The 26,512-nt window shown below is 54.5% G+C and carries 20 protein-coding genes; 13 read left to right on the plus strand and 7 right to left on the minus strand.

Annotation, left to right across the window (positions count from 1 at the left end):
* Nucleotides 1-4: 4 nt before the first annotated feature.
* The 3 genes from PK629_05720 to gpr all read right to left on the minus strand — a co-directional run bounded on the left by PK629_05720 (nt 5) and on the right by gpr (nt 3,241).
* Entirely contained in the window at nt 5-736 is a 732-nt protein-coding gene (locus PK629_05720) for a polysaccharide deacetylase family protein (protein HOP10970.1), read from the minus strand.
* A gap of 94 nt (nt 737-830) precedes the next feature.
* Nucleotides 831-1,856, minus strand: a complete 1,026-nt coding sequence (locus PK629_05725) for a stage II sporulation protein P (protein HOP10971.1) — start codon at nt 1,854-1,856, stop codon at nt 831-833.
* 518 nt (nt 1,857-2,374) lie between these two features.
* On the minus strand, nt 2,375-3,241 hold the full coding sequence (gene gpr, locus PK629_05730; protein HOP10972.1) for a GPR endopeptidase: 867 nt from the start codon (nt 3,239-3,241) through the stop codon (nt 2,375-2,377).
* 204 nt (nt 3,242-3,445) lie between these two features.
* On the opposite strand from gpr, the gene PK629_05735 reads away from it, so the two are divergent.
* Complete coding sequence (locus PK629_05735; protein HOP10973.1) at nt 3,446-3,889, plus strand: SpoVA/SpoVAEb family sporulation membrane protein; 444 nt, start codon at nt 3,446-3,448, stop codon at nt 3,887-3,889.
* Here the strand turns inward: PK629_05735 and PK629_05740 are convergent.
* From PK629_05740 to PK629_05750, 3 genes are all read right to left on the minus strand, one after another.
* Nucleotides 3,861-4,799: an alpha/beta fold hydrolase gene (locus PK629_05740; protein HOP10974.1), complete on the minus strand. Its 939-nt coding sequence runs from the start codon at nt 4,797-4,799 to the stop codon at nt 3,861-3,863. The genes PK629_05735 and PK629_05740 overlap by 29 nt on opposite strands.
* A 74-nt stretch (nt 4,800-4,873) precedes the next feature.
* Complete coding sequence (locus PK629_05745) at nt 4,874-8,272, minus strand: UvrD-helicase domain-containing protein (GenBank protein HOP10975.1); 3,399 nt, start codon at nt 8,270-8,272, stop codon at nt 4,874-4,876.
* On the minus strand, nt 8,265-11,432 hold the full coding sequence (locus tag PK629_05750) for an exodeoxyribonuclease V subunit gamma (protein ID HOP10976.1): 3,168 nt from the start codon (nt 11,430-11,432) through the stop codon (nt 8,265-8,267). Before PK629_05750 ends, PK629_05745 begins: the two co-directional genes overlap by 8 nt.
* A gap of 479 nt (nt 11,433-11,911) precedes the next feature.
* Between PK629_05750 and PK629_05755 the strand changes: the two genes are divergently transcribed.
* The 8 genes from PK629_05755 to PK629_05790 are packed head-to-tail and all read left to right on the plus strand — an operon-like array spanning nt 11,912 to nt 21,842.
* Nucleotides 11,912-13,843, plus strand: coding sequence for an AMP-binding protein (locus tag PK629_05755; GenBank protein HOP10977.1), 1,932 nt, complete (start codon nt 11,912-11,914; stop codon nt 13,841-13,843).
* A gap of 24 nt (nt 13,844-13,867) precedes the next feature.
* A complete protein-coding gene (locus PK629_05760; protein HOP10978.1) occupies nt 13,868-15,295 on the plus strand; it encodes an MFS transporter in 1,428 nt (475 codons plus the stop codon).
* Nucleotides 15,292-16,578 carry a lysophospholipid acyltransferase family protein gene (locus PK629_05765; protein ID HOP10979.1) on the plus strand — a complete coding sequence of 429 codons (1,287 nt, stop codon included), beginning with the start codon at nt 15,292-15,294 and terminating at the stop codon, nt 16,576-16,578. The genes PK629_05760 and PK629_05765 overlap by 4 nt, the downstream gene beginning before the upstream one ends.
* A 20-nt stretch (nt 16,579-16,598) precedes the next feature.
* Nucleotides 16,599-18,128 carry a class I adenylate-forming enzyme family protein gene (locus PK629_05770; protein HOP10980.1) on the plus strand — a complete coding sequence of 510 codons (1,530 nt, stop codon included), beginning with the start codon at nt 16,599-16,601 and terminating at the stop codon, nt 18,126-18,128.
* A gap of 7 nt (nt 18,129-18,135) precedes the next feature.
* A complete protein-coding gene (locus tag PK629_05775) occupies nt 18,136-18,963 on the plus strand; it encodes a glycyl-radical enzyme activating protein (GenBank protein ID HOP10981.1) in 828 nt (275 codons plus the stop codon).
* 29 nt (nt 18,964-18,992) lie between these two features.
* On the plus strand, nt 18,993-21,146 hold the full coding sequence (locus PK629_05780) for a pyruvate formate lyase family protein (GenBank protein ID HOP10982.1): 2,154 nt from the start codon (nt 18,993-18,995) through the stop codon (nt 21,144-21,146).
* A 46-nt stretch (nt 21,147-21,192) separates the two neighbouring features.
* The gene (locus PK629_05785; GenBank protein ID HOP10983.1) at nt 21,193-21,438 is read left to right on the plus strand and encodes a phosphopantetheine-binding protein; all 246 of its coding nucleotides are present in this window, start codon (nt 21,193-21,195) and stop codon (nt 21,436-21,438) included.
* Nucleotides 21,435-21,842 (plus strand): lecithin retinol acyltransferase family protein, encoded by a 408-nt coding sequence (locus PK629_05790; protein HOP10984.1) that lies wholly within the window; start codon nt 21,435-21,437, stop codon nt 21,840-21,842. The genes PK629_05785 and PK629_05790 overlap by 4 nt, the downstream gene beginning before the upstream one ends.
* A 150-nt stretch (nt 21,843-21,992) precedes the next feature.
* Here the strand turns inward: PK629_05790 and PK629_05795 are convergent, their stop codons facing one another.
* Nucleotides 21,993-22,817 (minus strand): hypothetical protein, encoded by an 825-nt coding sequence (locus PK629_05795; protein HOP10985.1) that lies wholly within the window; start codon nt 22,815-22,817, stop codon nt 21,993-21,995.
* 156 nt (nt 22,818-22,973) lie between these two features.
* Between PK629_05795 and PK629_05800 the strand changes: the two genes are divergently transcribed.
* The 4 genes from PK629_05800 to PK629_05815 are packed head-to-tail and all read left to right on the plus strand — an operon-like array spanning nt 22,974 to nt 26,435.
* Nucleotides 22,974-24,161: an aminotransferase class I/II-fold pyridoxal phosphate-dependent enzyme gene (locus PK629_05800; GenBank protein HOP10986.1), complete on the plus strand. Its 1,188-nt coding sequence runs from the start codon at nt 22,974-22,976 to the stop codon at nt 24,159-24,161.
* A 57-nt stretch (nt 24,162-24,218) separates the two neighbouring features.
* Nucleotides 24,219-24,989 carry an SDR family NAD(P)-dependent oxidoreductase gene (locus tag PK629_05805; protein HOP10987.1) on the plus strand — a complete coding sequence of 257 codons (771 nt, stop codon included), beginning with the start codon at nt 24,219-24,221 and terminating at the stop codon, nt 24,987-24,989.
* Between the two features lie 27 nt (nt 24,990-25,016).
* On the plus strand, nt 25,017-25,331 hold the full coding sequence (gene rhaM, locus PK629_05810) for an L-rhamnose mutarotase (protein ID HOP10988.1): 315 nt from the start codon (nt 25,017-25,019) through the stop codon (nt 25,329-25,331).
* A gap of 15 nt (nt 25,332-25,346) precedes the next feature.
* Nucleotides 25,347-26,435: a uroporphyrinogen decarboxylase family protein gene (locus PK629_05815; protein HOP10989.1), complete on the plus strand. Its 1,089-nt coding sequence runs from the start codon at nt 25,347-25,349 to the stop codon at nt 26,433-26,435.
* Nucleotides 26,436-26,512 lie beyond the last annotated feature (77 nt).

Consider the following 26,512-nt stretch of genomic DNA (forward strand, 5'->3'; position numbering starts at 1 on the left):
TTGATTACAGTTCATCAAGAGAATTCAAAGAATACCCCTCGGAGACCAGCCAGTCGATATAGCTGCCCAGTATTGCCGTGTTGGTCGATGAGACCGAATGCAGAAGGATAATTGCGCCGTTATGGGTTCGGTTCTTTAAAATCGACAACGCCTTTTGCTCCGGGAGCTGCTTGTCCGGATCCCAATCGGCATAAGCCACACTCCAGAAAACCGTTTTATAACCCAATTCCTTGTCAAAGGACAGGGATAACTCCGAAAAACGGCCGGACGGCGGTCGATAGAAGGGCGAGGTCTTGATACCGACTTGCTGCGCCAATGCCTCCCACTCGAGCAACTGCATTTTATATTGCTCGAAGTCGGTGAATTTGGTCATGTCCGGATGTTTGAGCGTATGGTTGCAGACCAGATGTCCGTCTTCGGCCATTTGTCTGACCAGATCGGGGTTTCGGCGAAGATAGTTTCCGTCCAGAAAAAACGCCGCTTTGACCCCTTTTGCCTTGAGTACACCTAAAATCTTGGCAGTACAGCCGTTTTCATAACCCGAGTCAAAAGTCAGATAAACCTTTTTTTCATCCGGGCTGCCCATAAATACGGCGTTATATTGACTGAAAAATGCGCTTGCTTCGGGCATCACGGCGGGTGTCGCCGTGCCTTTGATTCGGTGCGGGTACCAACTGAGACCCTGACTCGACAGCGCCGAGACCAGCAGCACACCTATGATTAATTTTTTTAACATATTTGTTTTTCACCTCATTGTCAATTCGTTCAAGTGAACGGATTTATTATTTCCGCAACCGCCTGAAACAGGCACATCAATTTTTAACAATAGATTATAAATCGTCCAAAGTTTTTAAAAGGGAATTTGCAAAAAGCTGTGCGGAATACAACGCTTCGTCGAGCGTATTGACCTCGGTTCCGATCTCAACCAACATGGAATTTTTGGTGAGATGCATATTGTAGCGCCTTGCGACAAAATAAATCGGGCGAGCCAACCCCTCGTACAGTTCGTTCATGGACTGCTGCAGGCGCACATCGAACCGGAGGTTATATTCCCAATTTAGAAATTCGAGTGCGCCGTCCTCGTTGCAGCCGGCTACGATCATCACCTGCGCCGCCTTTTTGCCGTCGATAATCACGGTGGGTTTGATGCGGGTGCCGTCGGAATCCGTCAGGCTGTCGCGGTGAATATCAATGACCATCTCGATGGAGGAATATTTTTTGAGCATGGCCTCGACGGCTTCTGCCGAACGGTCATAAGCGCCGTTGAATTCAGGGTCGTCAAAGACCTCGGTGATATGGATGGTATTGATGCCGGCATCGTTGAGCGCATCCGCAATGACATTGCCGACAGCGACGATGTTTTCTTCCTGATCGGTACCGCGGCCAATATAGTCGGAGGGACAGGAGTCGCTCTCCTCATCGAGATAGGCCTCGGTGGTGTGAGTATGGATGATCAGAATCTGAGGGCGTCCGTTTTTGACCATGTCGATGACCGGCTTTTGTGCCAGATAGGTTGCGATATTGATCGTGTGATTTTTGGTGAGATTGGACAAAGTCACGCCGTCGTACTCGATGTCGGTTGCGGTCGGCATCATCAACGTCTCCTCGATCGGGTCAATGCCGTCGTCCTCGGGCTCGGAAGTCTGGGAAAGTTCAGATACTTCCGATAATTCGGATGGCTCGTCCGACACAACCTCTGAGGTGATTGAGACCGCCGGTACCTGCAGCCGGGCCGCCGCAACGGCCAGTTTTTTCGAAAACTCCCAGAGCGGGTTTCGCGCCACGACCGCCACGACAAGGGCGGTGACCACAGCTAAAAATTTTAACAGTCCTTTCAAATTCCGTGCAGTTCGCATAATCGTCCCTCCTGTGGTAAAAGGGATATGCGCGGACAAGCCGGGATATGAATATCAGTGAAAAGTGAAGAGTGAAAAGTGAAGAGGTAAGGTACCGCTGCGGCTGGCATATCAATTTGACCACCCCGACACTGCGTGCCACCCCTCCATGGAGGGGAATTGCTGGCTTTTTACCTTCGAAACCTGCTTCCATCTTCGGTTTAAACCGTAGGGGCGGCCCCATGTGGCCGCCCGAAGATGACCACCCCGTCCGCTTCGCGTCCATCCCTCCACGGAGGGGAATTGCTGGTTTTTTACCTTCGAAACCCGCTTCCATCCTCGGTTTAAACCGTAGGGGCGGCCCCATGTGGCCGCCCGAGGATGACCACCCCGGCACTGCGTACCACCCCTCCACAGAGGGGAATTAAAGGAAGAGTGAAGGTAAAGTGTGCGGTTACGCTTCCTGTCAGTGTAAAGTAACATTAAAATATTCGTATAGGTATTTCACTGTGCACTTTAAACAATCAACTGTTCACTTTTTAAGACATCTCCAGCAGCACTTCGGGGTCCATCGACGGCTGCGCGGCTAAATTGAATGCCAGCGCGATCAAGCGCCCGACAGCTGTGACGATCTTGTCGATTTCCTGAGAGGTCACCATCAGCTGTTCCGCCTTTTCGGGTAATAATTTGCGGGTTTCCTCGCGCTTTTGTTCCTCGATATTAAAAAGATCGCAGGCCAGTGTCGCGCCGTCGACGACCAGCGGTACGCCGATGGCGATCACTTTACAGCCCAGTGTCTTTTCGTCAATGGCGGTGCGGGTGTTGCCGACGCCGCTGCCGGGGGCGATGCCGGTATCGCTGATCTGCACCGTGCGTGAGAGGCGAGAAAGGCGCCGGGCGGCCAATGCGTCCGTCGTCACGACTGCTGCGGGCTTGGTTCTGTCTACGACGCCGCTGAGGAGTTCGGCGGTCTCGATGCCGGTTTGAGACAGCACGCCCGCCGAAAAGACGCTGACAGGCCGGAGCCCCTTGAGCTCAGGCATGTCCTTGGGCAGATGACGGGTCGCAAGCACTTTTTCGGCGGCGATGGGCCCCAACGAATCGGGCGTGATGCTGCGGTTGCCCAATCCGCAAAATAACAGATCCCCCTCTTTGGGGAGCATATCGGACAGATGTTTTGCAACCTCTTTGGACAGGGCCAACAGCGACTCATTGTCACCGGGTTCCTCGTCGAATTCGACAGTGACGTATTTGCCGATGGGTTTCCCCAGTTTTTGCGCCGCCTCTTCGGTCATGACCGTAATCACATGAACCCGGCAGCCCGCACCCTCGCCCTTTTTGACTTCGACACCTTCGGGTGTGCCGCGCACTTCGCTGCATTCGACGGCAAGGTCGATATTTTTCAAAAAAATCCCCCGCTTTCGTTTTCGGTAGTGTTCGCGCGGGGAAAAGATTTATGCAAACGGAATGGATGAGCCCAAGATCCTTCGCTGCGCTCAGGATGACAGAATGAAAATGAATTTATGCGGGATAGAGAGGACAGAATAAAAACGAAAAACCCGAAAGAGCCTTTATATGAAGCTCTTTCGGGCGGAAAGCGAGAGGATATTATGAAGCACACGCCGCAGACCTATGAGAAGTTGGTGGCCGATTCCGCGCCGAAAACCAACAGCGTTAAGAACTGTTTTTTCGCATTTGTGATCGGCGGGTTTATCTGTTGTCTGGGGCAGGGGGCGTTCGATATCGCAATGGCGGGCGGAATGGATAAAAAGGGCGCGTCGGCGATTTCGTCGGTGCTTTTGATTTTCCTCGCCGCGCTGCTGACGGCGTTGAACGTTTTTGATAAAATCGGCAATATCGCAGGGGCAGGGACATTGGTGCCGATTACAGGATTCGCCAACTCGGTGGTCAGCTCGGCGATGGAGTTTAAAAGCGAGGGTTTGATTTTCGGAACCGGTGTGAAAATTTTTAACATTGCGGGACCGGTGATCGTCTACGGGACGCTGTTTTCGGCGGCCTATGGGGTCATCGCTCTGATATTCGGCCTTGTATGAAGTCGAGAATATCCTGGGCGACCCGTTCCCGGTCGAGTTCGTTTAAAAGTTCGTGCCGGTCGCCGTCGTAGCCCTTGATCGAACAGCGGGTACAGCCGGCGCTTTCCAGCAGCGAAATGGTCTGTGCGGGGCCTCTGCCGTATTCGCTGACCGGATCGTCGGTGCCGAAAACGAAGAAGATCGGGAGGTCTTTGGGGATGTTTTCGACGCCTTTCGGCGTGTTGATAAATTCGAGAATTTTGATCAGGTCGTAATAACCGGAGACCGTGACGGTATAATTGCACAGCGGGTCGGCACAGTATTTATCGACGATCATCGCGTCCTTGGTCAGCCAATCGTTTTCGGTGCGATGATTGGGGATGCGGTCCAGATAGCCGTCGCAGGCAAGATTTTTCGCGAATGCGCTGCGGTACCGGTCCCCTTTAAAAAGGGTGTACATGGCGGTGAGAATCTTTCCGATGGCGGATTTCGGGTTTTTCGGGGAGGTTCCGCAGAGGATCGCGCCGGCGAGTTCCCCGCCGTGGGCGTTGAGATAGGCGCGCGCGATATACGAACCCATGCTGTGCCCGAACAGGAAAACGGGCAGATTTGGGTACTGTTCCTTGATGAGCTTTGTCAAGGTGTAGACGTCTTCGGAAAGGAATTTCCAGCCGTCTTTTTTGGCAAAATAGCCGAGGTCTTCGGGCGTTTTTACGCTGTTGCCGTGGCCGAGATGGTCGTTGCCGCAGACGATCAGCCCGTTTTTGCATAAAAAGTCGCAAAACCACTCGTACCGCCCGAAATATTCGCACACGCCGTGCGAAATTTGGACGATGCCGATGGCTTTTTCGGGTTCTTCGGGCAGGCGGATGTAGGCGCGGATGGTGTCGGTGCCGTTTGCGGACGGGTAGGAAATCTCTTTTTTCTGCATGGTTTTGCCTCCTGAGTGAAATAAGATTATTTGGCGGGCGGATGATCTCCGCTCTTACATTTATTTTTCAGACCTCAATCCGGGACTTTGATCTCCCTGCCGAGTTTAAAAGACCAGATGGATTTTTTCAGAACGGGCAGGCCGAAGATGCGGGAGAGGGCTTCGGCGTAGAGGTCGAGTTGGGCTTTATAACGGGTTAAAAACTGCGCGGGATCGGTGAGCGCATCGGTTTTATAATCGACCAGAATCAACCCGTTGCCGCTGCGGACGCCGATGAGGTCGGCGCAGCCCTGTAGGATCACCGGCTCGTCGGCAAATTCGGGCGCGGTGGATTTGACCTTGGACAGCGGGATCGTGGAGATGAAATCGAATTCCCGCTCGACGGTGACATTTTCGGCGGTGAATTCGGCGCACAGGGATGAGGTTAAAAACTTGTTTACGGCGTCGAAATTGAGCATTTCCAATGCGCGTTTGGAGAGTTTGCCCGCGCGATACAGTTTATCGGCTTCGGCTTTGGCGTCCTTGGCTTTCAGGTCGCACATCTGCATGAACGCGTGCATCTCGGTGCCATAACTCGTGCCGCTCTCGCCCGCGACAAAGCGCGGGACGGTCAATTCGTCGTCGTCCCTGCCCTCGGCCAATTCCGTGACGGTGTATTTGGAGGAGAGTTCGGTCAGCGGAGCGTATTTGTAGGTATTGTTCAACCGTTCGGTCAGCTTTTGAACGAGAACGGGATCGGGTTCGGCTTCGGCGGTTTGCGAAAGCGTCTGCGGACGCATCTTTTCGGGCGTGATGAATTCGGCCTGCACGGTTCCGGGGGTATTGATGAGTTCGAAATCAACGCCGGCGGATTCGCGCAGCGCATCGCAGGACGGATGATGCAGAAAAGCCGGGATCAGCCATTCGGCAAAGGACTTCCCGTTGTCGAAAATTTCCCCGCCGTCGGCGCCGTCGACCTTTTCCGCGATTTTTGCGATCATATCGGCGGGATTTTGGGAAGCGGAAGTGATGATCAGCGCGGTTTTGGCACGGGTCATCGCGACGTATAAAAGGCGCAGGTCTTCGGCGAGGGATTTTTGGCGGGATGCGCGCCCGATTACTTTGTAGGCGAGCGGTTTATAGCGGCCCGCGCCATCCGAAGTCGGAATGACAGCGGAAATACCCGCGTCGAGATCGGCGGCAAGGCCGGGCGTTTTGGACTGGAAATTGAATGTTCCCACCGTTCCGGCCAAGAAACAAACCGGAAATTCCAGTCCCTTGCTCTTATGGATGGTGCAGATCGTGACGGCATCGGCGGGGATTGCGCCGCCGCTCTCGACTTTGCGCCCGTTTGCGATTGCGTCGGCGACCAGCGCGTTAAAAGCCGAAAGATCGACGCCGCGTGCGTCCCAGTCGGCGGCGTAACGGATGAGTTGGGCGATGTTTTTGCCGCCTGCGGTACCCATCGCCGCAGCGGTCGCCTCGAATCCGGTGCGTTCGACCGCGCAGGAAATCAGCTCCCCAAGCGGCAGAATCGCGCTGTAGCGGCGCAATAAATCGAGATCGTCGAGCATCTTTTTGCACTTTTCGGCATACGGCGCATCGCTTTGAGAAGCGCGTTCCATCGAGGAAAACAGCGTCTTTTCGCGGTATTCGGCGCGGATGGTCCCGAGTTCGTCGGCGCTGAGGTGCCAGACCGGAGACAGCGCCGCCGAGAGCAACGCCAGATCGTTGAGCGGGTTGTCGGTCGCCCAGAGCACATGCAGGAGCGGTTTGACCTCCGGCAGATCGAAAAAGTCGGGTTCGGTCATGCAGTAATTGGCGAGTCCCTGTCGGGTCAGGCGCTCGGAAATGCGTTTGCAATAATCGTTTTTGGAGGAAAGCACGCAGATATCCGACAATTTCGGAAAAAACAGGCCGTCGGAAGTTTGAATGCCGTTCTCAGCCAAAGTTCTGATCTGCGCCGCAATTGCGTCCGCTTCCGCCGATGCGGGGTCGGTTTCGGCGCCGGTCTGCACCGGACAGAATTTAACCAGCCCCATGTCCGCTTTGTCGTCATAACGGCAGACGAGGCGCTGGTCGCGGTCGTATTCGATTTCGGCGGAGCCGTGCATCAGCTGCGAAAACACGAAATTGACGGCGTCGATGACGGCGCTTTCGGAGCGGTAGTTTTTCGTCAGCGGAATCAAAACGTCTTTTTCACCGGTCTCGGGCGGGCCGCTGCGCTCGCAGACGCGGCCAAACACCTGCGGCGTGGCATTGCGGAAGCGGTAGATGGATTGCTTCATATCGCCGACCATAAAGAGATTGCCGCCGCGCGAAATGGCATTGAAAACGGCGAACTGCAGCTCGTTGATGTCCTGAAACTCGTCGATCATGATCTCGTCGAATTTTTCGGACACCTGTCCGGCGAGTTCGGTGGGTATCGGCAAGCCGCTTTCGTCCGTTTTGAAAAGCAGATCGGCGCAAAACCGCGTGATGTCGGCGTAGCCGAAGACCTCCCGCTCCTTTTTGACCTCGGCGCATTTTTGCAGATAACCCATCGTCAGATCGAACAGCACCGAGAGGTGCGCTCTGACGGCGGCGTTTTCGGCGGCGAGTTTTTCGGGCGGGGTCGTGAGCAAATCGGTTTTTAATTCCGTAACGGCGTCTTTGTATCGACCGAGGACGGAAAACAGCGGTGCGGATGGATTTTCGGGAGATTTGCAGCCGTTCGGGAGTTTTTTGAATTTCAAATCATACAGATCGGCGTAATCGGATGCGGCTTCGGCGCTCTCGGCCAGCTGCACGACGTAATCGCGGTATTTTTCGTTGATAAAAGGTATAAATTCGCGGCATTTTTCGGCCAGCGCACGGGCTTTTTCCCGCACGGCACAGACGGCCTGTTCCGGATAAAAATCATTTTCGGGCGCGCATTTTTCAAGCTGTTTTTGCAGGAAAAACGCGGGGTTCGGCAGGGGCTGCAAAAAGTCGGAAAGGCCTTTGATGACGCCGAACAGCTTGGAGCTGTCTTTTTCGGCGACCGTGCCGGCGAACTTTAAAAAGTCCTCGCCGCCGGACTCGAATTTTTCGGCGATAAAAGCGCTGAGGACGTCGTCCTCCAGCAATCGGACGCGCTCTTCGGGCGAGAGCGAAATGTTGACGGGCAAACCGATGGCCGCCCCGTACTGCCGGATGAGCCACAGCCCGAACGCATCGATGGTGCAGATCTGGGCCATCGGGAGCAGCATTTGCTGACGGGCGGCACGCGGGGTTTTGTTTTCGGACAGCGCCGTCGAAATTTTATTTTTCATATCGGCGGCAGCTGCGCGGGTGAAGGTGACGATCAGCATCCGGTCGATGTCGATCGGGTTGCCGGGGTCGAGGATTTTACGCAGTACACGCGCGGTCAGCGTGCTGGTTTTGCCGCTGCCCGCCGCCGCGGAGACAAGAAGGTTGCCGCCCTCGAAAACGATGGCTTTTTCCTGCTCCGGATTGGGCTGCCGTTCACGCATCGCTTTCGGCCTCCTCTCCGTCTTCGTTCGATTTGCCCCGGAAAGAACAGACCCGGTAATAATCGCAGAATTTGCAGTCGCTCTTGTGGGCGGGCATAGCGGTGAAATCGCCCTCCGCGAGTTTTTGCGCCATGTCGGTGACAAGGTTGTCAACGATGCCGAAGACGCCGTCCATATCGAGCCCGCCGCTGTTGCGGGTGAATTTGCAGTAATCGCTGCCGCCCATCGCCGCAAAGGTGTCCCCGTCGCGGAAAAAGCCCTGCAGTTTGCCGTTGGGGCGGATCCGCGAAGAGGGTTCGTCCGAATTTGAAATTTCGGATTTGACGTTGAGCGGGAAATAGAAGAAGGCGGCGGGAATGCAGCCGCTGTATTTGCTGCCGTCGGCGCACAGGGCTTTGAGATAATAAGCCAACTGAATCTTACTGCCGTCGGCAAGGGATGCCATCGTGAAATTCGTGCTGCCGGTTTTATAATCGACGGCGCTCAGGTAGGTCTTGCCGTCGGGGGCGTCGTAGCGATCCACCCGGTCGATTTTACCGCGCAGCATGACATTCGTGTCGCCGTATGCGTAATCCAGCGGCGGAATCTCTTTATCGGGGCCGATCTCGATCTCGCAGCCGTCGATTTTAAACAAACTTTTGTCGAGGTGCTCCGAGATGCGGCGTGCGTCGCCGACCAATCCGGCTTTGAGTTTTTCGAGAAAAAATTTCGCCTCACCGCTCGGGGAAAAATCGGGCGGCATCAGTAGTTTGACCGCTTCGTCCAACAAAAGGCCGATCTCGGACGTCAGCGTCTCATCGCTTAACGCGGTGACGCCCTGCGGGTATTTTTGGAGCAGATGCTGCATGACGTAATGCACCGCCGTGCCCCACTGAACGGCGTCGAGTTTCTTTTGGCGGATCGGCCTTGCGCCGAGGCCGTAATTGCAGAAATAGGCGAAACGGCACTGGGAAAAGCTCTCGACTTGAGACGGCGAGAGGTGCATATTCCTGCCGAACAGCAATGCGGAGGCGTTTCGGGCGTTTTGGGTTTTGCCGTATTCGGCGCTCTCTTTGAGCGCTTCGGCTAAGTTTGCGTGTCCCGTGTCTTTCAGCGCGGCTTCCAACGAGGCATATTCATCCGGGTCCGATTCGGTCAGCAGCAGCGCCGCCTGTTCGGGATTGAAAACCCGTTCGGCAAAACCGGATTCGGGGATTTTTTCGGCGTCGGGCGCGATTTCAATTAAGCGGTTGACGAACGGCGAGGGCTGGAGTTTTTCGGTGCCGCTGAGGTTGGCGGAATTGTAGCTGACCCACAGATAGTCGCGGGCGCAGAACAGGGCGCTGTAAACGAGGTAATCCTCGTCGGCGATCTGGCGCTCGGGTTCGTCGGCCAGATCGGCGCCGAGTTCGGCCAGTTCGCGGCTTTCGGAAGCGGAAAACGGTTGAAATTCGGACGGATCCGCCGGAAAAACACCGCTGTTGGCGCCGATGACGAACACCGCTTTGGCGTTCGCGGGACGGATCAGGTCGGCGTCGCCGACCTGCAGGCAGTCGATGTGTTCCGGGATTTCGCCGATGGTCATCGCATCGGCCATCAGATTCAAAATATCGCAGTAACGGCGTTTGCTGAGTTTGGGAAGGGCTTCGTTTTCCGAGAGCGCCGCAACGAAACTGTCCAGCAGGGTCATCAGGGTATTGTAAGCGCGCCGGGGATCGGTCATGATCGCCTCGAGACGCGGGATTTTTTCGAGTTCCACGAGTTCGTCAAAGCGTTTGCGCACGCCGCTGGTCTGTAAAAATTCATAGACCGCCCTGGCAAAACCGATGGGGTCGGATTTGTCGATGCCGGCGGAAAGCGCGTCGAGTTTTTGCATGGCGGATGCACGGACTTGATCGATCTCGGGATCGGGCCAGGGGCTGCGGAAATCGGACAGCGTCCGCTTGCCGTTTTCGATTGCGTAATTTTCGAGTTTGCAGACGGATTTTTGATCGAGGTCGAAAAAGCCCGACTTGAGGCAGCCCAGCAGCTTTGCGCCGTCGCCGCAGGCGACTTCGAGCGCGCCGCGCAGAAACCGGAAGACCGGTGAGGCCGACAGCGGTTTGCGGTTGTCCCAGAAAAACGGGATATTATATTTGGCCAACGCGCGGTCGAGAATGCCCTGAAGCGGTTTGCAGTCGCGGGCGATGATCACAGCGTCTTTGTAGCGGATATCGCCTTTGCGCACGAGGTTTTCGACGGCCTGAGAGACGCGTTCGGCCTCTTCGACCGGGCCGGAACAGCGGGTCATGCGCAAACTGCCGTCATAGGGGCCTTCCACATCGGTTGCGCCGGTGCGGAAGGTCTTTTCCGCAGAGGCCAAAAAGGCGCTGTTGAAATAGGTGTTTTCAAGAAATTCGGTCTCGGCGACGGGCTGTCTCGTCTCTTTTGCCGTTTCGATGAGTTTCAGAGCGGTGCGATCCACGGTCGAAAACAGCGCGCCGCTGCCGCATTTCAAAAAGTTTTCGCGGTCGGAGGCAAAGGTGAAAACCGCCTCCTTGGCGTCGCGGACTAAAGGGCGCAGAACGTCGTATTCGACGCCGGTGAAGTCCTTGAAGGCGTCGAAAAAGATGCAGGCGCCTTTGTAGGGGTTGTTGTCTTCGAGAATTTCGGCCAGCCGTTTCATGTCGTCGTCGGGGTCGAAATATTTGTCACCCATGACGGCGTTATAAGCCCCCGAGAGCAATGCGAGATCGGAGAGCTTTTGTTTTAAAAACGGGCTTTTTGCCCGAAGAAAGAGGTCGTGCAGTTTGGTCTCGTCGAGCGCGGCGCGTTTTAAACGGTGGATCGCGGCGAGCGCCATCGGGATGAAGTCGGCACGGGCGGACTGCTTTTTATAAATCGTTAATTCGTCCGAGACCTGTGAGACCGCCAGCGACATCAGCGCCTGTTTGGCGGCGGCGTCGGCCATTTTGCAGCCGTCGGCGCCCTGCGCGTGGGCGAGTTTGGACAGCGACAGCACTTCGGCGGTGCGCATGAACCGTTCGCCGCCCGCTTTTAACAGCATCTGCTCACTGGAAAACACGAACTGCTCGGGCACGACAAACAACACCTTTTCGCCTTTTTCGGCGTATTCGGCGGCTTGTTTTTGTATTTCCCATGTCTTGCCCGACATCGCGGGGCCGACGATGAATCTGAGCATTCGTGTTCCTCCGGATTTGTTGAATTTATTTTACCACATTTTCCGCCTGCGTTTCAAGAGAGGGATTCGGCGGAGGATTTGCTTTGTAGGAAACGGTCTTCAAACTTTGTTCGATAACCGTCTCCGAAGCGGGCAACACCCGTTTGGGTATGTTCTGTCTGCTGTTGAATAATAGACGGTCATTGTCTCTGGCGAATTTTCATTCGGAACGGTCAAGACCGTTCCCTACAGAGAAAAATACCGAGTGTGGAAGCGGCGCGCAGGAAACCGTTTCAGCGGTTTCCCGTTTTATAAAAACCGACAGATTTTTTGACACGTTTGAAACCGGCATCATGCGGTGGGATTCGCCCTAAAATGACAAATTTCTTGCAATGATTTGCGGGTTATGATAAACTGATTTCGTATGTTTCGCCGCCGGTTCTGATTTGGATGTGAGCGGCATATGCCATATTGCAAAAAACACCGCGCGGGGAGTGTGTATGAAATATTACAACAGGGCGCTTTCCGACCTTGAAAAAAGCGATCTGACGTTTCGGGCTATTTTTGAAGTCGTTTTCAGCTTCGGCGGGAACGTCTTTTTGGAATATCAAAAAGACGGCGAAATCGCTAAAATCACCTATGCGCAGTGCAAAGCGTACATCGAGGACGCCGCAGGCGTGCTTTTTGCCGCGCTCGGGGAACAAAAACGCAGCAGGTTTGTCGGGATCAAGCTCGAAAACAGCCCCGAGTGGATCGTCGCGTTCTGGGCGCTGCTGATGGCCGGATACCGTCCGCTGCTTGTCAACACCAGAGCGCCGCAGGACGACATCGGCGCGGTATTGAAATCCGCAGACGCCGCCGCCGTGATTTCCGACGCCCCGTTCGGCGAATATCCTTTTATCGACGCAAATCAGCTGATCCGAAAGCCCGAAAAGCCGATTGAACCCGCATGGGCGGACGAGATTGCGCTGTGCAGTTCCGGCACGACCGGCACCATGAAGCTCTGCCTTTACCGTGGACGGGCGATTTCGGAACAGATTTTCAACAGCCGCTATGTTTTAAAGGCCAACCCGACCATTGAGAGCTATTACAAAGGCGAAGCCAAACTGCTGGCGTTTCTGCCGTTTTACCACATCTTCGGGCTGGTGGCGAATCTGCTGTGGTTCAGCTTTTTCGGGCGCACGTTCGTTTTTTCATCCGGCTATACCCACGAGGCCATCCGCGACGCCTGCCGCCGCCACGGCGTGACCCATATTTTCGCGATTCCGGTGCTGTGGAACACCGTCGCCGCGGGCATCGAAAAAGAGATCGCGGACCGAGGAGAAAAACTCGCCGCGAAATTTGAAAAGGGCGTCGGGTTTTCGCTTTGGCTGCAGTCGGTTTTCCCGCAGTTCGGCAGAAAACTGGTGAGCGCCTCGATTTTCAAAGAGGTGCTGGAACGGGTCTTCGGGCCGTCGGTGCGGTTTTGCATCAGCGGCGGCGGTTATATCTACGAAAATACCCTGCGGCTGATTAACGCGATCGGCTATCCGCTCTACAACGGCTACGGCATGACCGAGATCGGCATCACGTCGGTGCAGCTGGCGCTGCCGGCTGAAAAACGGCTCTCGGGCAGCGTGGGCAAACCGTTCCCGTCGGTGACTTATGAGATTGCGGGCGGTGACAGCGGCGAACTGATTGTGCGGGGAAATTCGCTTGCCCATGCGATTATCGAGAACGGCGTATTACATGAAAGAAAACCGGAGGAACCGTTTTATACCGGCGATCTGGTGCATCGCGGCGATAAGGGCGATTACTGGATCGACGGGCGCAAAGACGATTTGATCATCTGCGAAAACGGTGAAAATCTGAGTCCGGATGCGATTGAGTGTCATTTTCGGATTGAACGCGTCAAGCATTTGTGCGTGCTGGGCGTCAAAGGCGCGAAAAACACCGTCTGTCCGGCGCTGATCGTCCGGCCGGAGGACAACGCCACACCCTATCAGATCGACGGGGTGCTGTCGCAGGTGTTTCAAATCAATTCCGCGCTGCCGATGAACATGCAGGTCCGACGGGTGCTGCTTGCCGAAAAGGATCTTCCGACGGTGCTGGAATGCAAGGTGCAGCGCAGAGCGGTCGCAAAAATGCTCGAAAACGGCGAAACCGGATTTCGGGAAGTCAAACTCTCGGAGATGGCTGTCCTCGAGGGAAAACACGGCGGCTATTACATCAAGACCCTCGGGCGCGTATGCGAACTTTTTACCGAGGTGCTCTCCGCCGAAGAACCCGTCAAGCCCGAAGCGCATTTTTTATACGACCTCAGCGGGAACAGTTTGCAGTATTTTTCGCTGGTCGAGAAAATCTGCGCCGAATTCAATGTGACCATCTCGCTGGGCGCGTCCGAATTTTTTGCAACCCCTGCGGAATTCGCGGGATTTATTATGAAGAATTAGCAGACAGAAAGGATGACTTTTATTATGCATTCGCTGGATAAGCGATGGAAGGAATTTGTCTATGCCGCGTCCGGGTTCGGGCCGAATATCATGATGGTGTTTTTGATGGCCTATTTTACCGACGCCGTCTATCCGGTCGCGCTGTCGGCCGACAAGGCCCAATGGAGCGTCGCCGGCTATACGTTGATTTTTCCGGCGGTATGGGGGTTGTTATGGTCGCTGGGGCGGATTTTCGACGGCGTGGTTGACATCCCGCTGGCCCATCTGACCGACAATCTGCGCACCAAATGGGGTAACCGCAGACCCGCGATCGTGGTTTCGTTTCTGCCGATGATGATCGCCTATCTGCTGATGTGGATCCCGCTCGAATTCGTCGAGAACAGCGTGAAAAACACGATTTGGATTATGATTTGGGGCGTATTGTTCTTCACGACTTATACGATGTGTTTATTGGCGTTTTACGGCAGCTTATCGACGGTGTGCAAAGACGAACCCCAGCGGGTGCGGGTATCGAGCTATAAGGCGTTTTTCGACACGGTCGGGTATTCGCTCGTGTATGCGCTGGTGCCGGTGTTTTTGGGCACGGGCGTCAACATCCGCTCGGTCGCGCTTTATGCGCTGCCGCTGATGCTGACGATTTTGATTCCCGTTTTTATGATCAAAGAGGGCGACAAATACGGCGACACCACCAAAGACACACCGAAAATCCCGTTCTGGGAAAACCTCAGAATCGTATTGAAAAACAAGTCCTTTATCAAGTGGGAACTGGTCAACTGCTGTGTCTTTTTCGGGCTTCAGATCTTTTTGGCCGCGCAAAACGCCCTGATTTCGGGGTGGATGGGCCTCGGCGCGAACTATGCGGCCATCATGAACACGACGGCGTTTGCACCTGTGCCGCTGATGCTGTATTTCTTTTATAAAATCTTCCGCAAAAAGGGCATGCGGTTTGCGGTTCAGACCGCGTTTCTGCTGTTTGCGGTGTCGATTCTGGGCTTTATTGCGGGCGGGAAAATCTTCTGGCCCGACAACGTGACCGCGCAGGTCGTGATCGGCTGCATCGGCGGCGTGATGAGCAGTTTCAGCATCGGCGCGTTCTTTGCGATGCCCTATATCGTGCCGACCCAACTGGCTGCGGTGGAACTCGAACTGACCGGAAAGAACCGCAGCGCGTCGTATTTTGCGATGCAGGCGCTGTTCACTTCGCTGGCGGCGGCGATTTCGACCGGGGTCGTCTACGAATACATCAAAGGGCTGACCGCCGACCAACTGTTCGGCATCACCGCGCCTGCGGGAGAACCGTTTAAGCTGGGGTTGATGTTTGTGCCGATCATCGTCTGCGTGACCTGCCTGCTCGGCTGGGCGCTGGCGTTTAAAATGCACAAGACCTACACCAAAGAGATCGTGGCAAAAGAACTCGGGGTGGAACTACCCCAAAAGGAGCACGGGAATTGAACCGTTTCATGATCTGGTTTATCAAAATCACCTCGTTTTTGCCCGAACTGCTGTATCTCAAACGCAAGACCTATTACGAAAATCGGCAGCGGCAGAGCCGAAGAATCAAAGGGCCGGCGATCATCGCGGCAAACCACACCTCCATGTTCGATTTCGTGGTGTTGTTTTTCACGTTTTTCGGGCGCAGCTGCCGCTTTTTGGCCGCTGAGGTCGTGTATGAGAGCGGCAAACTGATGCCGTGGTTTTTAAAAGCACTCGGCGCCATTCGGGTGGACCGCGGCAGCGGAAACGTCTCGTTTTTGGCCGAGAGCATCGACACGCTCAAAAAAGGCGGCGTGGTGATCGTGTTTCCCGAGAGCCGCCTGATCAGAAACGGCGACAGCGAGGCGTTCAAGCCCAGCGTGGTCTATATGGCGCTCCAGAGCGGCGCGCCGGTGATTCCGGTGTGGTTCGAGGGGAAATACGGGCTGTTCAAACGCGCCAAGCTGATGATCGGCGAGAAGATGTATCTGAGCCAATACTGCGATACGGTCGACCCATCGCCCGAAAAAGCAGAGGAGATCGCGGGGCTGCTGAAAAAGAAGATTTTCGGATTTGAAAAGCAGGTGCGGCTCCGGGAAAAAGTCGGGCAGACGGGCGTTTTGAACCCGCGTTGGTTCGTGATGGATTTTGTCCGCATCACCGCATGGCCGCTGATGCGCCTTGCGTTCGGCACGAAATACCGTTATCTCGACGGCGCGACCCGAAAAATCAAGGGCAGCGCGATTTTGATCGGAAATCACAGGAGTTACTGGGATCCGGTGATGATGTCCCATGCGTTTATGAGGCGGCGGGTGCGGATTGTGGCCGCCGATGAGGTTTTCACAAGCGGTCCTTTGATGGGCTGGTTCATGCGGTCGATGGGCTGCATCAAGATCAACCGCGAATCCATCGATTTGGAGAGTTTCAACTATTCGCTTGACGTGTTGAAAGCGGGCGGCGTTGTGGGATTGTTCCCCGAGGGCCGCCTCAAACTGCCCGGCGAAGAACCCGAAGGCGGCCTTTTGCCGTTCAAGCCGGGCGCTGTTCTTCTGGCGCTCTCTTCGGGCGCACCGATCATTCCGATTTATACGGTAAAACCCTGCCGGATTTTTCGGCGGCAAGAGATTATCGTCGGGCGTCCGATTGACTTTTCCGCGTATAATTCCGGCGGTTTCCCATCGCCGGACATGCTTGAAAAACACACCGAGGAACTGCGCCGCATGATGGCGTCGATGCCGGAACAAGCGCAGCGGCATAAATGAAAAAAAGGAGGCATTTGAAAATGGACAGCAGAACGTATTTTAAAAATTTGTTGGATGAGGGCGAGTTCGAAAAACTCGTCTACATTCCGACCATCTCCGGCTTGCTGTGCGACAGCGTGAAGAGATTCGGCGACCGTGAAGCCGTCGCGTGGGAGGGTCATGTCAAGACCTACCGCGAACTCGACGCGGATGTGGCTGCGGCACGGGGATTTTTATTAAAAAACGGCGTAAAACCGGGCGACCATCTTGCGTTTGCCTTCGTAAACGAGTATAATTTTGTGCGGTTCTTCTTTGCGGCGACAACGCTCGGCTGTGTGGCGGTTTTGGTTCCCGTACAGCTTCCGCCGCCCGCGATGATCGGCTCGCTGAAGAAGTTTCAAGCCAAGATGCTGCTGTTTAATCCCGAGATTGCGGCGTCGGTCGAACCGGTGAAAGCCGCTTGTCCCGATGTGAAATTTTTCAACGCAGCAGATATCGAAGAGGACCTTGCGCAAAGCGAAAAAGCGCCTGCGGCAAGCCGCATCGAAAAGTCCGCGCCGGCGGTTATCATCTTTACCGGCGGCACGACCGGAATGCCGAAAGGTGCGCTGCTCTCCCACGGAGCGCTGATGCGCGGTGCGCAAAACGGCGCTTACGGACTCGGAAAGGCGTTTTTCCACCGCTATTACGCGATGATCCCGTTCATCCATGTGTTCGGGCTGGTGCGCAATCTGCTGACCGCCTGTTATACCGGTTCGCTGTTATATTTATGCGCGAACATGAAGGCGTTTATGAAGGACCTGCCCGCCGCGAAACCCGACACGATGGTGCTGGTTCCGGCATTGGCCGAACTGCTCTATACCATCGCCTCGGCCTACGGCCTCGGTGCTTTGGGCGGAAACTTGAAATGCATCATCTGCGGCGGCGCACCCGTCTCGCCCGATCTGATCGCCAAGTTCGACAAACTCGGCGTGGCGGTATGCCCGGGTTACGGGCTGACCGAAACCGCCAACCTCGTCAGCGGCAGCGGTGACTTTCTGACCCACCCGGATTCGGTCGGAATGCCCTACCCCAATCAGGAACTGAAACTGGTTGACGGCGAACTGTGGCTCAAGGGCGACAATCTGTTCGACGGTTATTACAACGATCCGGAAGCGACTGCGGCGGCGTTCGGCGACGGCTGGTTCAAGACCGGCGATCTGGCGAAATTCGACGAGGACGGCCGACTTTACATCATCGGGCGCACCAAGAATCTGATCATCCTCGACAACGGCGAAAACGTCTCGCCCGAAGAACTGGAAGCGCTGGTCAACGCGATTCCGTTCGTGCGCGACTGTCTGGTGTATGAGGATAAAAACGACTTCGGCGCACAGGTGATCGCGGTCGAGGTTCTGCCGCATGAGAACATCGGCACGGCCGACGGAATTGCCGACATGGAAACGGCGTTTAAGGCGGCTTTGGTTGAAATCAACCGCAATCTGCCGCGCTATATGCAGATCGACAAATTTACGATCCGCACGACCGATTTTCAGCGGTCCGGCAGTATGAAGATCATCAGAAAGGCAAAATAAGCGAACGATGGGTATAACGGGTCTGATTTCCAGTATTCAGCGGATGTCGGTGCACGACGGGCCGGGAATCCGCACGACGGTTTTTTTGAAGGGCTGCAATATGCGCTGCGCGTGGTGCCATAATCCCGAGGCCATCCACACCTATCCCGAATATGTCTTCAATCCGAAGCTCTGCCTGCACTGCGGACACTGCGCGGAAGGGTGTTATTCGGGCGCAAGGATTTTGTGCGGCAAGGAGACGGCCGTTGAAGAGGTGATGGCGGAGGTCTCCGCCGATCAGCCCTATTACGGTGAGACCGGCGGTTTGACCGTCTCGGGCGGCGAGCCGTTTATGCAGACACCGTTTCTGCTCGAATTGCTCAAATCCGCCAAAGCGCGGGGCATTCACTGCGGGGTTGAGACCAACGGCTCCATGCCGTTTGAACGGATGGAACAGGCGCTGCCGTTCGTCGATGTGTGGATGATCGACCTGAAGGCGTTTGACGACGAAATTCACAAAGATTTCACCGGGATTTCGAACGGGACGATTATGAAAAACCTGAGGGAACTCGACCGGCACGGGGCAAAGATCATTCTGCGAACACCGGTGGTTCCGGGCGTCAACGATGCGGCGGACGAACTGGAGAAAATCGTGAAATTCGCCGCGGGTCTGAAAAATCTGGCGTATTACGAGGTTCTGCCCTATCACCCGCTCGGGCTGAGCAAACAGGTGGAGGACACCGATTTTATCAAAAAATTCGAGACGCCCGATAAACCTGCGCTGAAAGCGATGCTGGGGCCGATCGTTGAAAAATATCAGATTCCTTTCCGCTTCGCAAATATCAAAATGAGTTGATTTTATTTAAAATTTCGGAGGCACAAAACATGTTGACGTATCGGGAGAGGGCTGCGCTGCTGCACCAGACCAAAATCCAACAGACGCTCGCCAAAAAAGCACAGAGAGGTTATATCGACTGCGATGACAACGGCGGTATTCCGCTGCCGGAGGGGTTTCATTTTGAACCGGTGACCAAACGCCCGGGCGTTATCTGCGGCGCGGAAGAGTTTTCGATTAATCTGGCAAAATATTATGACGAGTGTCCGCTTTATGTTGACCCCGTCGAAATTTTAGCCGGACGGCATACCTATCTGCTGCAGGACATAGCGGGTATTAAGTGGGAGAAATATTGGCCCGATTTTGTCGCTTCTTTCGACGAGATGAAAGAAGATCAGGAGAAATATCACATCATCACCGGCATCGGCGCCAATCAGCATTTTGCGCCCGACTATCAGATCGGTGCGCAGTTGGGCTTTTCGGGCCTGTTGGAAAAGCTCAAACACTACCGGGAAATGAACGATCCGTCGAAATATGAATTTTATGACGCCGAAATCCGCGTGGTCGAGGCGATCATCCGTTATATCGGACGGCATCTGCCCGTGATCAAACAGCTGATGGAGGATGAAAAAGATCCGAATCTCCGGCAGACGCTGGCGGAGATGTATGAGTGCAACGTCAATTTGATGCAGCGGGAGCCGCGCACCTTTTTGGAGATGTGCCAATGGATGGGGTGGTTTCAAAACGCTTCTTGGACCTATAACCGTGAGGGTGCGGGTATGCAGCTGGATCAGTTTTTGTATCCGTTTTATCTGCGCGACAAGGCCGCCGGTCTTTTGGATGACGACAAAGCGACCTTTATTCTCGCCAATCTGATGCTGCTCAACCCGCATTATTATCAGATCGGCGGACCCGACGCCGAGGGAAAAGACAAGACCAACGAACTCTCGTTTTTGGTGCTTGAGGCCGGACACTGGCTCAACATCACACTCAACGTCACGATTCGGCTGTTTGACGGCATCAATCAGGATTTGTTCCGCAAGGGCGTTGAATACCTGTTTGAGGACGGCAACGGCTGGCCGCGGTTTTCGGGTGACAAGGGTCTGATGAATTTTACGAAAAACCGAAAAATGACCGCTGCGATGGCGCGTGACCGCGTGGCCGTCGGCTGCCACTGGAATTCGCTGCCCGGACTGGAATATACGCTGAACGACACCGTAAAAATCAACGTCGCAAAGGTCTTTGAGGTGGCTTTTAAAGAGATTTCGGCGGAACCCGAACCCACCGTTGAAAAGCTGTGGGAGCGGTTTGAATTCCATCTGAATAAGGCCATTGACGTCACGGCAAAGGGCATTAATTTTCAACTCGAACATATGCATGAATATATGCCCGAACTGGTGCTGAATCTGATTTCGCATAACACCGTCGAACAGGGGCTGGATATGACTCAATGCGCCGAGTATTTTAACCTGTGCATCGACGGTGCGGGCCTTGCGACAGTCGCCGACTCGTTTGCCGCGCTGCAGCAGCGTGTGGAAGACGAAAAAGTGCTGACCTGGCAGCAGGTGACGGAGGCAATGGAACACGACTTCGAGGGTGCGCCGTATGACCGGATTCAGCTGATTTTGAAATCGTCAGACCGGTACTGCCAAGGCAACAGCCGGGGTGATCAATGGGCGAACAAGATCAGCCGGACTTTCTCGGAAGCGGTGCATCATTACCCGATGCCCGATGACCGTATTTTGATCCCGGGGTGGTTTTCCTGGGCCAACACGCTGGAATTCGGCGCAAAGGTCGGCGCGACACCCGACGGCAGAAAATCTCATGCCGCGATCACGCACGGGGCAAACCCCAACACCAATTTCCGCCGCGACGGCGCCGCAACCGCTGTTGCGAACGGCATCGCCGCGATTCAGCCGGGTTACGGCAACACCGCGCCCTGGCAGCTGGAACTCGACCCCGGCCTGAAAGCCGAAGAAGGCGGCGTTGAGAAAGTCATGGCGCTGCTGAAAGGGCATGTCGATCAGGGCGGCACGCTGATCAACGTCAACATCCTGAACAAGGAAAAGATTTTGGATGCGCACAAAAATCCCGAAAAATACCCCGATTTGGTCGTGCGCGTGACCGGCTTTACCGCCTATTTTATGATGTTGTCGCCGGAGTTTCGGCAGCTGGTCGTCGATCGGATTTTGGAGTCTCTGTAGAAAGAAAAGAGAAAAGCGTAAATTTTGAAAGGGAACAACTGAAACTATGGTTTTTGCACGCTTGAAGCAGTTGATCGGAAAGGTGATGAAGGATCACTCGATCGACCTTGACGCCGTTACATACGAGACGACTCTCGGCGGCGATTTGGGATTCTCATCGATTATGATGCTGATTATGGCCATCGCTATGGAACAGGAATTCGACATCGAAATCACACAAATGGAGGGAAATGCATTTGTCACGGTCGGTGACGTGTGCAATTTTATCGAGGAAAAGCTGGCGGAAAAATGAGCGTTTGGAAAGCAAAACAACCCGAAATCGGTGATCAGATTCGGGTGGGGCGACAATATTATTTTCATCACGGGATTTATGTCGGCAACGCTGAGGTTGTACACTTCTGTGCCGAAAACGGTGATGGGGTGAACGACCCAATGTCGGTGAAAGTCCGAAAAACCGGGTTGCCGCAGTTTTTGCTGGGCGGTTTTTTGGAGGTCCGGGAATATTCGCTTGCCGAGAAACGACAGCGCAGAAAACCGGAGGAGATCGTTAAAACGGCGCTTGCGCGTCTCGGAGAAGGCGGATACGACGCGTTGAAAAACAACTGCGAGGATTTTTCAAACGAGTGCGCGTTCGGCAAACGTATGCCGTCACAGGTGGACGAATTCCGAAAAAAGATCGGCGAATTGATAAAGTAGTTTTATAAGTATAGAGAAGACAAAACACGGACGGTGCGCACCGTCCGTGTTTGTTTTGGGAGAGAATATGTCTGACAGATTTTCTTTAACGGCTGACAGAATCAGTCGTTATAACCCCGTCGTTTCACGCCGGGGAAATCGTGTCGGAGCCTACCTGTTGCAGCTGCAGCCGGTCGGGGCTACATTGTTGTTGTTTTCGCTCATGCGCGGGGGGAAGAATTGATCGGTCGGGAACTGGATCTTGTAGAACAGTTCGCAGGGGTCTTCATCGGAGCCGACGCATTCCTTCAGCGGGACGCCGAAGCCGCAGGCCGGAACGACCAGGGAGACTTTACGGGAAATGCTGACGATTGAGAACAAACCGATGGTGGCAAGCACGACTCTGCGTGGGTCGCAGACATTGAAGTTACCTTCAAATCTTTCGGCGATGGGAGCCGGAATATTGGCACCGAAGCGGTTGAGATGATGGGGGCAGTCGCAGATGTCCAGCAAACGCGCTGAGAGCGCGATCGGCTGTACCGTTTCGACCGTGGCCTTGGGCATATTGGTGCTGAAGGTCGTGCAGTCGTTGCAGCAGCCGGAATACTGGGATGTAAAGATCATGGAGTCACCCTCTGAGCCGTAAAGGATGACTTTTTTGTTGTAGATGGCCAGGCCTTCAACACACTGGCCGTGGTCGCCCATGCAGGTGAAGCATTCGAACCAGCAATGGAAGAAGAAGGTGATGTCGACGGCGTAGAATCCGCAGTTATACGGAATCGGCTCGACGTTCACAATGACGTTGACGATCTCGCACTTCTTGAACTTGCAGGCGATGGCATTGTCGATGATATTCTGGCTGCAGTTTGTGAAACAAACCGGAAGATCTTCCAGACAATCCTTGTCATAGCAGGAATCGTATATCCTGTCAACGCTGCAATTCACAACCTCCCGGAAAGAGCCGGTCGACGGATTGCATCCGTTTCGCTCGTTCATAATAATTATGTCCTCCGTTTCAGGTTGCGGCTATACATAGCCGCTCAACCTCATTATATGAGAGGCGGGCATTTGTGTGATGTGTTGACAGGTTTTTTTGCAGGTGGTAAAATGAATTCCGGCTTACATGTGTATTTCTTTTAAGGGAGTGCTTGAATGGATATTCTTGAAAAATGCTATCACGATAAAACAATGGCGAGTCAGGCCAAGGAGATGGGGCTTTACCCGTATTTCCACGAGCTGCAGACCCGGCAGGACGTTGAAGTCGTCATGGAGGGGAAACGCCGGATTATGCTCGGTTCCAACAACTATCTGGGTCTGACGGTGCATCCCGAAGTGATTGAAGCGGGCGTGAAAGCGCTTGAACAATATGGCAGCGGTTGTTCCGGTTCCCGGTTTCTGAACGGGACACTGGCGCTGCATATACAGTTGGAAAAAGAACTGGCTGCGTTTCTGGGCAAAGAGGCCGTGATGACCTTTTCGACCGGTTTCCAGACCAATCTGGGCATTATCAGTGCCATTGCCGGCCGTGAGGACTATATCTTATGCGATCGCGAAAATCATGCCAGCATTTACGACGGGTGCCGGCTTTCGTATGCGCAGATGGTGCGTTACCGCCACAGCGATATGGCCGACCTGGAGAAAAAACTCTCGGAGATCGATGAAAAATACGGAAAACTGATTGTCACCGACGGCGTATTCAGCATGGGCGGCGACATTTGCAAGCTGCCCGAGATCGTGGCGCTGGCCGAAAAATACGGCGCGCGTGTGATGGTCGATGACGCCCACGGACTCGGCGTTTTGGGCGAACGCGGGGGCGGCACCGCCGAACATTTCGGACTGACCGACAAGGTCGACATTATTATGGGCACATTCAGCAAATCGCTGGCATCGCTGGGCGGGTATATGGCCGCCGATGCCGCCGTGATCGAGCATACGCGGCACTGTTCCAGACCGTTTATTTTCTGCGCTTCGATTCCGCCGGCCAACTGTGCCACGGCACTGAAAGCGCTTGAAATTCTGCGTGAGCATCCCGAACGGGTGGCGCGTCTGCGTGAAATTGCGGGATATGTCCGGGCGGGGATGGATAAACGCGGCATCGAATACCGCTGCACCGACCTGACGCCGATTGTTCCGCTGCCGACCGGTGACGCACTCAAGACGCTGACCCGCGCCAAAGATCTGTATGAAGCGGGTGTCTACGTCAATCCGGTGCTGCCGCCGGCGACCGGTCCGACCGATTGCCTGCTGCGCACCAGCTATATGGCCACGCACACCGACGCGCTGCTCGACGAGGCGATGGACATTATGAAAAAGGTTATCGAAACGGAAGAAAAGAATTAAAAATTAAATGCGGGTTTCGGCGGAGCCGAAACCCGCAAACATAAGAGGATGAATATTGTGAAAACAGTTGTTATCAGCGGCGCATCCAACGGGATCGGCCTTGCGTGCGCACTGGAGTTCGTTAAAAACGGATGGCAGGTTTATGATCTGTCGCGGCACGGCAACAACCATGACGGCGTCTTGCATATCACAACGGACGTCACCGATCCGGAAGCGGTTCGAGCAGCTTTGGCACAGATTGAACATATCGACGTTTTAATTGCCAATGCCGGGTTCGGCATCTCAGGCGCAGTTGAATTCACCGGGACGGATGCGGTTGAAAAACAACTTTCGGTCAACTTTATCGGCGCACATAATTGTGTGAAGGCCGCGATTCCGAAACTGCGGGAAAGCGGCGGAACGCTGTTGTTTACAAGTTCGGTTGCCGGAACCTTATCGATTCCGTTCCAGACCATTTATTCGGCCAGCAAGGCGGCCATCAATGCCTATGCCTGTGCGCTGGCCAACGAACTGCGGCCGTTCGGCATTCGGGTGAGTGCGCTGATGCTCGGTGACGCCAAGACCGGCTTCACGGAAAAACGTGAAAAAGCGCCGATTGAGAACACGTTGTACGGTGGTGTTATCGAACGGCAGGTGACTCAGATGGAACATGAAGAGCAGAACGGTATGGATCCGGCGGTCATCGCAAAGGTGTTTTATAAAACCGCACTGCAAAAGCATCCGAAGCCGCTGAAGGCGATCGGTTTTCAATATAAAGTCTTCGTCACTCTCCAGAAACTGCTGCCGGTTCGTCTGCTGAATCGGTTGGTCGGTCAATATTATGCATAATTTGATGTGAAAGGGCGAAAAGAGCAAATGATTTACAAAGGTTTTAAAATGAAACTTTACCCGGGTATGGAGGCCGAATACGAAAAACGACACAACGAACTCTGGCCGGAAATGATCGACATGATTCATGCGCACGGCGGGAAAAATTATTCGATCTATCTCGACCCCGAGACGCTGATTCTGTTCGGCTACATCGAGATCGAGGACGAGACAAAATGGAGCAAAAGCGCTGACACCGCCATCAACCGCAAATGGTGGGATTTTATGGCTGACATCATGGAGACCAATCCCGACAACAGCCCGGTCGCAAAAGATTTAAATTTGTTGTTCCATTTGGATTAGCGAGAGGAAAACATAATGGACTTTACAACGTACCGGCGTGAGAAATACGACGCGTTCATGGGGCTTGCGCCCAAACATCTGCCGCATTGGGAGCACTGGTCCAATCCCGACGCCGAGACCTGGATTACGGGCATTGATGCTTATGCACACCCGAAAAAATGCCGGGAGCGGCTGTTGGAGATGTATCCGCGGCTGGATCTTCCGGTTCCGAAAGACGATGCGCCGATCACGCGTCCGACCGGTGACGACACCTGTCACGGCACGGTGCGCTGGGGAACGGGGCAGACCGGGACGTTTATCCACGGCGAACAAATTTTTAAGACCGCCGAGGACGTGTTCAATTTCAGCCCGCTGGAGCATGCCGACATGACCGACTGGGGTTTTGTGGTCGAGCACAGTGATTTTACGTCGGTTGAGAGCATAGAAAAACACTACGAACAGGCCTTTCCGAAACCTTGGGGCGAACCGGAGCCGTTTTCGACGCGCGGCGTCGGATTTTACAACACCACATTTATGTGGCCGATGCTGACATTCGGGTGGGAACTGTTTTTGGAGTGCTGCCTCGACGAGCGTTTTGAACGCGTGATGGACGAGTTTGCCGAGATCAACCGGCGGGTCTTCTCGGTTTTCGCCAAACTGCCGGTCAAATTCGTCACCTGCCACGACGACATCGTGACCACGCGCGGGCCGGTGTGTTCGCCCGAATGGATGCACAAATACGTTTTCCCACGCTATGAGGAATATTGGGGCATGCTGAAAGCCGCCGGGAAGCGGGTCATCTTTATGGCCGACGGCTGCATGGATCAATACGCCGACGACGTGTTTGCCTGCGGGGCCAGCGGAATCATCTCCGAGCCGTATACGGATTATAAAACCATCGCGAAAAATCATAAGGACTGCTTTTTGGCGGGAGAGGGTGACAACCGGATTTTGAAGCGCAATAACCCCGATGAGATTTCGGACATGGTCGATCGGATGGTCGAGACCTCCAAGCTGACCGGTGGGTATGTGATGTGTATCGGTAACCACATTCCGTGGGACATCCCCGGTGAGGCCATCAAGTTGTATCTTGACCTCGCGGAGGAAAGAGCTGTAAGAACATAAAAAGAAAGGGTCGTTTAGCCGTAGTCCCATAGGGACATTTTCCTAAACTACGGCTAAGCGGTGTGGTATTGGGCAGA

The sequence above is a fragment of the Oscillospiraceae bacterium genome (assembly GCA_035380125.1).
GTDB lineage: Bacteria > Bacillota > Clostridia > Oscillospirales > JAKOTC01 > DAOPZJ01.